Below are 8,005 nucleotides of genomic sequence, written 5' to 3' on the forward strand. Positions count from 1 at the left end.
GTTGCCCTTTTATTCAAACTGCTCCAGCACCACTTTGCCTACCGAACGCCCCGTTTCCAGCATCGCATGCGCTTTCCGCAGATTGTCCGCGTTAATCGGCGTAAGCTTCTCGGCTACCGTCGTGCGGATCAGCCCCCGGTCCACCAAAACCGCCAGCTCGTTCAACAGCTTATGCTGCTCGATCATGTCCGCCGTTTCGAACATCGGACGGGTAAACATCAACTCCCATACGAAGGTGACGCTTTTGTCTTTCAGCATCGTCAGATTAAGCCGTTCATCCGTTTCTACGATCGAGCAGATTTTCCCCTGCGGCGCAATGGCGTCCGCCATGTTCTTCCAGTGCTTTTCGGTGCTGTTCAGGCAGAAGATATAGTCCACGTTCGCCAAGCCAAGCGCCTTCAACTGCGGAACGAAGTCCTCGTAGTGGTTGATGATCTGATCCGCGCCAAGCCCCTTTGCCCAAGCGGCCGATTCCGGGCGGGAGGCGGTGCCGATAACGGTCAACCCCGCATATTTGGCCAGTTGGACCGCGATGGATCCAACGCCGCCGGCGGCCCCGATGATCAGAATCGTTTTCCCCGGGTTAGCGCCTTGATCGGGAGAAATGCCCAAGCGGTGGAACAATCCTTCCCAGGCGGTGATCGACGTCAGCGGCAACGCCGCGGCTTGCGCAAAGTCCAGCGAAGTCGGCTTCGAGCCGACGATTCGCTCGTCGACGAGATGAAATTCGCTATTTCCGCCGGGCCGCGTGATGCTGCCGGCATAATACACCTCGTCGCCCGGTTTAAAGAGCGTGCAGTCCGGTCCCGTCTGCTCAACGACGCCGGCTACATCCCAGCCGAGCACTCTTGGCTTGCTCTCCGTACGTTCTTTCGGCCCACGTACCTTCACGTCAACCGGATTGACGGAGACGGCTTGAACGCGGACCAGCAAATCCCGGCCCGTTGGCACAGGTTTCTCGATCTTCACGTCCAGCAAGCTATCGGGATGATCAATAGGTAAATATCGGGTTAGGCCAACCGCTTTCATAGTGGTTTCAGGCATGTTCGTTTTCCTCCTTCGGATTCAGTTGGATCACTACGTTTGCAAGTATATCGTCTAAGAAACGGATCCGTAAGTACGCACATTCGTGTTATATAGTACCCATTTTTATACCGTTAGACGGTTTTACCGAATAGGATGGTTTTACTGCAGCGGAATGGGGACGTACTCGCCGTAACCCTCTCCCGAGCTTACATGTTCGGGGTCATTTCCTTTCGATTCGATATAAAATCGCATCAGTTCAAAGGCAACCTCGAGCTGTCCCCGATTCTCTTCCGCTCTTAACGTACGGACGTTCGGAGGCAGCAGCTCCGCACACCCGCTCGTGCAGAAGACGGTCAGCTCAATCTCCAGCCCTTGCGAGGCGTTAGCCACGAACACGCCAACAAATTCGTTCAGCACCGTGCCGCAGCCTCCTTGATGCCGCGCCAAAAAATCGGGCAAATCGTCCGCGTTGTCGGCCATCAGCACGAAGACCGATTCCGGATCAAGCTGCGCCGCGTCCACAATCGTCCTCATCGTGCTTTCGTTAAGGAAGGCGTCCAGCACCAGGAAGCGCCGTCCGCCTCTACCGGCCGATCGCGCTCTCCATAAGGCGAACGCTTGCCGGTAGTCGATCACGACCTTGTGAAACAACGGATCGTCGATATGGTTGTCCAGCAGGACGATCGGAACTCCGATCTTGAAGTGGATCGATACATCCCGAAAAGCCTCCTTCTTCACACCGGCCAACAGTACTCCGTCAACCTCCCGCTGCCGGATGATTTCCGGACTTGGCCGCTCCGCGTCCATCCCCAGGACGAGCAGATGGTAGCCTGCTTGCTTGCAGAGCGCTTCCATGCGCTCGGCCAGCCTGCCGTAATACAGCTGCTTCCATAACCCGTCCCGCTCACTGCGGCTGAAGAGCAAGGCCACCATGCCGGACTTCCCCCTGACGAGCGAACGTGCCGTAAGGCTCGGGGTATAATTCAGCTTATCAGCGGCCTCCAGCACCCGGCAGCGCGTCTCGTCCGTAATTTTTTGATTATCCACTTTATTCAGGATATAGCTTACCGTCGCCACCGAAACCTTCGCTTCGCGGGCGATATCCTTCATCGTTGCTTTTTTCACGGCAAGTCCTCCCACTTCTCTACGATGAAATGAAGGCTAACCGGCTCCGTGGTGTCGAATCGCCGGCTCGTTTCCCTTCGCTCATGAATACCGAACCCCCGCGATACCTTCACATCAAACGCCAAGTCTCTTGGCAGCACAAAGCACCCTTTGTAAAAACCGTCCCGGACCTTCGGAATTTCGAGTCCGGCATGGATTCGGGCATCAACCGGAGTTGACGGCGGCACGGTCACGCTGATTTCAACCCGCACGTGATCCGACACTTCAGGGACGACCTCGAAGTACGCCGATTCGGCAAGGCCGCCGTATCTGACCGCGACTTCGGTCGTCCCTTCCATCAGCGGAACGATTAAGCCGTCCGAGCCGATCCTCAACACTTCCGGACGGCCCACCGTATATTCCGCCGCCAGCAGATTGATCTCGAAGCCCGAGTCATAGGTCACCTTCGGATACAACTGAACCCTTAGTCCCTGCAATCCGACCCGCTCCCTCCCCGCCAGCCGCAGGCTGCGGGGACGGCCGATCTCGCCGAATAGATCCAGCAGCGGGTTATGCAGTCGTCTTGCCCAATCCAACTGAGAGTGACCGGCCGCCTCGTCGAGCAAAAACATCAAATCCTCGCCCGGCTTAAATCCGGCTTCGATCAGCTCGTCGACGAAGGCCCGTACATGACGGGGCATGATCAGCCCTTCCGCTCCGCCGACATCGACCCAAACCCGCACCGCTGGCGGCTTGACCGGATAGGAGCGATATAGTTTAAGTTCGCGCAACGGTTCCGTCTTGTTCGTACCGTCTCCCTGCTCGTTCACCACCGTATGCACCAAGAAAGGCGACAGAATTGCAACCTGCCCGAATACGTCCGGCCTCCGAAAAGCAATATGGTACGAGACAAGCCCGCCCGCGGACGAACCGATTAATGCGGTATGCTCCCGATCCGTCAAAGTGCGAAATCGGCTATCGATCATCGGCTTCAGCTCCTCGATGAGAAACCGTTCGTACAACTCCCCCTTGCAGGATGCGTGGAATGCTTCACGAACCCCCGGATGTTCGTGGAAATATTCCACTATCCGTTGATCCGAAATCGACGAAACGGCCACGATAATCACTTCCCGCATCCGGCCTTCCTTGCTTAGCCGCTCCGCCGTCCGGTGCATCTCCCACGAGCCCCCCATCCCGTCCGATGCGAACATATGCTGTCCGTCCTGCGCATAAATCACCGGATACCGGCGATTCGCCGCTTCTCCATAAGAAGGGGGCAAATAGACATAAATATCCCGCGAGTTGCCCAAATGCTTCGAATACACATTAGAAAGCGTGACGATTTCCGCTCCCATCCGTAACCATCCCCCGGTTGATCATATTCACTTAATCGATTAATGATAATCACTTATACGTTTAAGTTAAGTTGATTTTATTCCAGTCTTTGGTTACTGTCAACGAGGTCTGCCACAGATCAGCACAAAAAAAGCCCCTGATTGCCGACAAGGCAAATCAAGGGCTCTTCTTTAGATGCGGTCGAGAGGACTCGAACCTCCACGGGGGGTTAGCCCACACGGACCTGAACCGTGCGCGTCTGCCAATTCCGCCACGACCGCATATTGGGTATCGAGCAAAAGTTAACTTTTGCGGCGACAAGATAGATCATACCACGTCCACCATAAAGAAGTCAATGCAAAACTTTCAAGGGTTGCGCTTGATTAAAGGCGTTAGGCTGGGGTATGATAAGAACATAAGTTCGCATAAAGAGGTGTTGTTCGATGGCTGTACCCGGCATCAAGGAAGAGGAACTGGCGCTAATTAAGAGCGCGTTGCTGCTTGGTTTTTTGCAGAAAGTATTCGAGCGGGATGCCCGGATTCTCGAACAGAGCGGGCTGTTGAAGAGCCCCGAAGCTTACGTCGATCTCATCCGCGGCGGTGAACGCCGCGTGGCGATAGTCCTCACGGAGATTCACGGCAAGTTCCGCGAGCGGAATATCGAAATCGAGCGGATCCGTCAGGACGAGAACGGCATTCAGGCCGAATACCGCTGCCGGGGGTATCACGGGAAGATGCGGATCTTGTGGGCGGGTCTGCAGCGCGAGGTGTCCTCCCGGATGCGCGCTTACTTGAACGGAAGCGCCCCGGCACCCGGTTCGTCCCGTTCGGAGCGTAAAGACAAAGAGAACCTTAAGGTGCATCAGCTACCTTAAGGTTCCCTCTTCCAGAGAAGTTTATTGAACATGCGGGACGGTCAAAGCCTCCTGTACCCGGGTGACGCCTTGGGATAGCGCGTTCCCAGCCAAGGCAGCCGAAGCGACGGCTACCGTCTCGAGGATCTCCGCATCGGTCGCCCCTTTGGACCTCGCCTCTTCGGCATGGTAGAAGGTACAAATTTCGTTGTTCGTCGAAAGCGCGATACCCAGGGCGATCAATTGCTTCGTCTTGGCATCCAGCGTTCCGTCCGAGAGGCTTTCCCCGGTAAACGTATGGTACGCTTCGGTTACCTTCGGCAAGGTTTCCCCGAATCGGTTGATCTCGTCTTTATAGGCTCTTATTTTCTCGCTGACCAGCGACATGCGAAACATCCTTTCCTGGCTATTGTACTCGCACTTATACGATGTCCCGCCCGGTCAAAAATATGCTAATCCACCGGCGAAATCCTTGGTTCTTTCGACGGTTGGTAAATGTAATTGCGATCCAACTTCACCACGTTGCGATTCGGCTTGCGGATTAACACATGCGTGTCGTCCCAGGCCACCACGATTCCCCGCACGTCGTTCTCCGGAATCCCGTCGCGCACGACGCGTACTTTTTCTCCGGATAGCCGGTATTGGTCCAATGTTTCGTCTGAAATCATGCGAATACGTCCACCTCCTGAAATTTAGTCATGGCAAAGATAACTCCGATTATACCCTAGCAAAAAAAGCCCCGCCGGCGTACCAGCGGGACTTCGATGGCTTTGGATGCATCCAGCAACCGGTGCGGCGCCGAAATTGGATGAGGCCGCTTAACGCGAGGCGTGCTCCCGGCTGTCGTTCGTTTCGAACCAGAAATCAAGCACTTTCGCCGACATGACTCTTTGTTCCAAATACCCTACTTGTTGCGGACTGAACTGTTCCTTCCAGGGCACTTCGAGCTCTTGGCACAGCCCGGCTATCGTCAACAATTGCGACCATGCTACATAGCGTTTGTACCAGAAAAACTGAGGATGTTCAAGCATATAGGGATAAAGGTCATCAAACTCGGTATGTTTGCAATCCAGGGCACGTTCAAAAGTAACCTTCGCTTCGGACAATTTCGAAAGAAAAAACTCCGCGTCTACTGCCAATTCTTTCCCCATTCTTTAAGCCTCCTCTCCCTAGTAATCCTCATTATAGCGAAAAAAAGGGGGCCTGCAAAGGATTAACCGAAATTTGGCTGTTTTTTCTGTGCCTATTTGTCCCTAGTCGGCAAACGTTATTTGTCCGCCCTCCAGCGATGCGATACGCGCCAGCGTCTCGAGCCGGATGCCTTGCTCGCGAATCGCCTGGGCTCCGGGCTGAAAGCATTTCTCGATGACGATCCCGGCTCCCACCAACTCCGCTCCGGAACGGGCGATGATTTTGATCAATCCCCGGGCCGCGTCGCCGTTGGCGATAATGTCGTCGATAAACAGCACCCGGTCATTCTCTCCAAGAAAATCGCGCGATACCAAAATGTCCGTGACGATGCCCTTCGTAAACGATGGTACCCGCTCGCATAACATGTCCGGCTCGGCCAGCAGCGTCTTCTTCCGCCGAGCAAAAACGAGCGGAACGCCCAACTCGTAGGCGGTGGCAAACGCCACGGCGATCCCCGACGACTCCACCGTAATGACGCGGGTGACGCCTTGATCGCGAAACCGCTTGGCAAATTCCTTGCCCATCTGCATCGTCAGCTGCGGATCAACCTGATGATTGAGCAGTCCGTCAAGCTTCAGCACCTGGTCCGAGACGATGACCCCTTGCTCTACGATCTTTTGTTTTAACAACTCCATTTGATTTCCTCCAGATCATGATCTATAAAGTCCAGTCCAAAAAGTCAGGTTCCGGGCGCCGTCGCGAGTGGCGTGCGGCTGAGCGGCGTGCGACTGAAAGTCGGTGCGGTTGACTCGCTAGCGGATGAAAGACGTATGGCTTGACCGGCGTGCAGCTGAGCGACGTTCGAATGAGCGACGTTTGGATGAACAGCAAACGGCTGAACGACGTTCGGATGAGCGACGTTCGAAAGAACAGCAATCGGCTGAACGACGTACGGCTGAGAGCCGGGCGAGCGGCGGTGCGGCCGTCGGCGTCGACTGAGCGTAACGGAACGTAGCGCCCTTATTTGCACATTTCCCGACTATTTCCCGTTCTAACGGAACACAGAGACCTTATTGGGCCACTTTGGCGGTTAATGAACAAGAATTTCCCCAAATAAGGCCTCCTCGTTCCGTTAGAATCTGAAACTCCCCATCCTCCAGCCAATAACGTCTCTGAGTTCCGTTAGGTTGACGAAAACTGGTGCAGCCACCTCAAGGAGCATCGAAAGACGACTTTTTGGACGACCCCTTCAATAATGGTTCAAAAAGGCGGCTTTCCAGCACCGAGAAGGTTGGACGAAGCCAGGGACTGAGTAGCGGAGCGTAGGCAGACCTACGTGAGCAACGGAAGGCCCGGCTGAGTTCAAGATTCGACGTCGAGTAAGCTTCATGATTCGCCTCGTGATCGAAAGACGACTTTTTGGACGACCTCATAGGTTTAAGTCATGTCCCGTTCTTGGACAACATACCCTGTACTATATATAGCACAAGAACCGGGGGGAAAACCATGAAAAATGCCGTAAAAGTTCTGCAGATCGCCTTCACTTATATCGGCACCGTCGTTGGCGCCGGTTTCGCGACGGGACAGGAAATTCTCCAGTTTTTCACCCGGTACGGCAAATGGGGCGTCTTGACGATCCTGTTGTCTACGGTGCTGTTTGTTTGGCTCGGTACCAAAATGATGCTGCTCGCCCGCGATATCAAAGCCGCTTCTTATGAGGATCTGAACCGACGCCTGTTCGGCGAACGGGTCGGCAAGGCGCTCAGCTTGTTTACGTTGATCGTGCTCATCGGCGTCAACAGCGTGATGCTTGCGGGAGCCGGCTCCGTTTTTATGGAACACTTGGGGCTTCATTATCAGACAGGCCTATGGATCACCTTGATTTTCACCTACCTTCTGTTGGGCCGGGGAATCAATGGGGTGCTGCAGCTGAACTCCATCGTAGTGCCGATGATGCTGATCCTCTCGCTCGCGATCATTACGAATACCGCCGGCTCCCCGGGAGCGGCCCGCTTCCTGACGCTGGAGACGGACACTGCGCTGATCGCGGCCTGGGCGTCACCGCTGATGTATTCCGCGTTTAACCTGTCGATGGCTCAGGCCGTGCTCGTGCCGATCGGCAGCCATACCGAAAGCCGCCGCGTCATTGTTCTGGGCGGTGTTCTCGGCGGGTTGGGCGTTGGTTTTATGTTAATGGCCGGTCATTTTGCTTTATCGGCCTATATGCCAGGGATCGTACAGTACGAAATCCCGATGGGCAGCATTGCCCAACAGCTAGGCACAACGATTCAGCTGATTTACGTCCTGCTCATTTTCATGGAAATCTTCAGCACCTTCGTCGCCGATGTATATGGGGTCACCCTCCAGTTGCAGCAGCGGATTCAGGTCCCGCCGATGCTGATTTCGGTCACGATCCTGTGTATCTGTTATATCACCAGCCAGTTTGGCTTCAGTTCCCTGCTGTCCGTGCTCTATCCCGTGTTTGGCCTGTTCAGTTTGTTGTGGGCGCTGATGCTGGGATTGTATCGGCGAAAAGAAACCCCCGTGGGCTAACC

General features: G+C 55.0%; 10 protein-coding genes and 1 tRNA gene. 3 read left to right on the plus strand and 8 right to left on the minus strand.

The genetic code is table 11. The annotated features are described in order from the left end of the window. Positions 1 to 9: 9 nt before the first annotated feature. The 4 genes from MJ257_RS11785 to MJ257_RS11800 form a co-directional block, all read right to left on the minus strand. On the minus strand, positions 10 to 1,044 hold the full coding sequence (locus tag MJ257_RS11785) for a zinc-binding alcohol dehydrogenase family protein (protein ID WP_240269422.1): 1,035 nt from the start codon (positions 1,042 to 1,044) through the stop codon (positions 10 to 12). 141 nt (positions 1,045 to 1,185) lie between these two features. Then, a complete protein-coding gene (locus MJ257_RS11790) occupies positions 1,186 to 2,151 on the minus strand; it encodes a LacI family DNA-binding transcriptional regulator (RefSeq protein WP_240269423.1) in 966 nt (321 codons plus the stop codon). Further along, on the minus strand, positions 2,148 to 3,485 hold the full coding sequence (locus tag MJ257_RS11795) for an alpha/beta hydrolase (protein WP_240269424.1): 1,338 nt from the start codon (positions 3,483 to 3,485) through the stop codon (positions 2,148 to 2,150). The genes MJ257_RS11790 and MJ257_RS11795 overlap by 4 nt, the downstream gene beginning before the upstream one ends. 176 nt (positions 3,486 to 3,661) lie before the next feature. Then, positions 3,662 to 3,746 (minus strand) — tRNA-Leu (locus MJ257_RS11800). Positions 3,747 to 3,908: 162 nt separating this feature from the next. Between MJ257_RS11800 and MJ257_RS11805 the strand changes: the two genes are divergently transcribed. Continuing rightward, on the plus strand, positions 3,909 to 4,340 hold the full coding sequence (locus MJ257_RS11805; RefSeq protein WP_240269425.1) for a YhjD family protein: 432 nt from the start codon (positions 3,909 to 3,911) through the stop codon (positions 4,338 to 4,340). Between the two features lie 21 nt (positions 4,341 to 4,361). Here MJ257_RS11805 and MJ257_RS11810 read toward each other — a convergent pair whose 3' ends face one another. The 4 genes from MJ257_RS11810 to MJ257_RS11825 form a co-directional block, all read right to left on the minus strand. Continuing rightward, positions 4,362 to 4,706, minus strand: coding sequence for a carboxymuconolactone decarboxylase family protein (locus tag MJ257_RS11810; protein WP_240269426.1), 345 nt, complete (start codon positions 4,704 to 4,706; stop codon positions 4,362 to 4,364). A gap of 65 nt (positions 4,707 to 4,771) precedes the next feature. Next, positions 4,772 to 4,987 (minus strand): hypothetical protein, encoded by a 216-nt coding sequence (locus tag MJ257_RS11815; RefSeq protein ID WP_240269427.1) that lies wholly within the window; start codon positions 4,985 to 4,987, stop codon positions 4,772 to 4,774. A 150-nt stretch (positions 4,988 to 5,137) separates the two neighbouring features. Then, positions 5,138 to 5,470, minus strand: a complete 333-nt coding sequence (locus MJ257_RS11820) for a hypothetical protein (protein ID WP_178022909.1) — start codon at positions 5,468 to 5,470, stop codon at positions 5,138 to 5,140. Positions 5,471 to 5,572: 102 nt separating this feature from the next. Beyond that, a complete protein-coding gene (locus MJ257_RS11825; protein WP_178022908.1) occupies positions 5,573 to 6,145 on the minus strand; it encodes a xanthine phosphoribosyltransferase in 573 nt (190 codons plus the stop codon). A 149-nt stretch (positions 6,146 to 6,294) separates the two neighbouring features. Between MJ257_RS11825 and MJ257_RS11830 the strand changes: the two genes are divergently transcribed. Together MJ257_RS11830 and MJ257_RS11835 are read left to right on the plus strand one after the other, a co-directional pair. After that, complete coding sequence (locus tag MJ257_RS11830; protein ID WP_240269428.1) at positions 6,295 to 6,465, plus strand: hypothetical protein; 171 nt, start codon at positions 6,295 to 6,297, stop codon at positions 6,463 to 6,465. A 491-nt stretch (positions 6,466 to 6,956) separates the two neighbouring features. Next, on the plus strand, positions 6,957 to 8,003 hold the full coding sequence (locus MJ257_RS11835; protein ID WP_240269429.1) for a YkvI family membrane protein: 1,047 nt from the start codon (positions 6,957 to 6,959) through the stop codon (positions 8,001 to 8,003). Positions 8,004 to 8,005: the final 2 nt, after the last annotated feature.

This window comes from Paenibacillus timonensis (genome assembly GCF_022427145.1).
Taxonomy (GTDB): domain Bacteria; phylum Bacillota; class Bacilli; order Paenibacillales; family Paenibacillaceae; genus Fontibacillus; species Fontibacillus timonensis.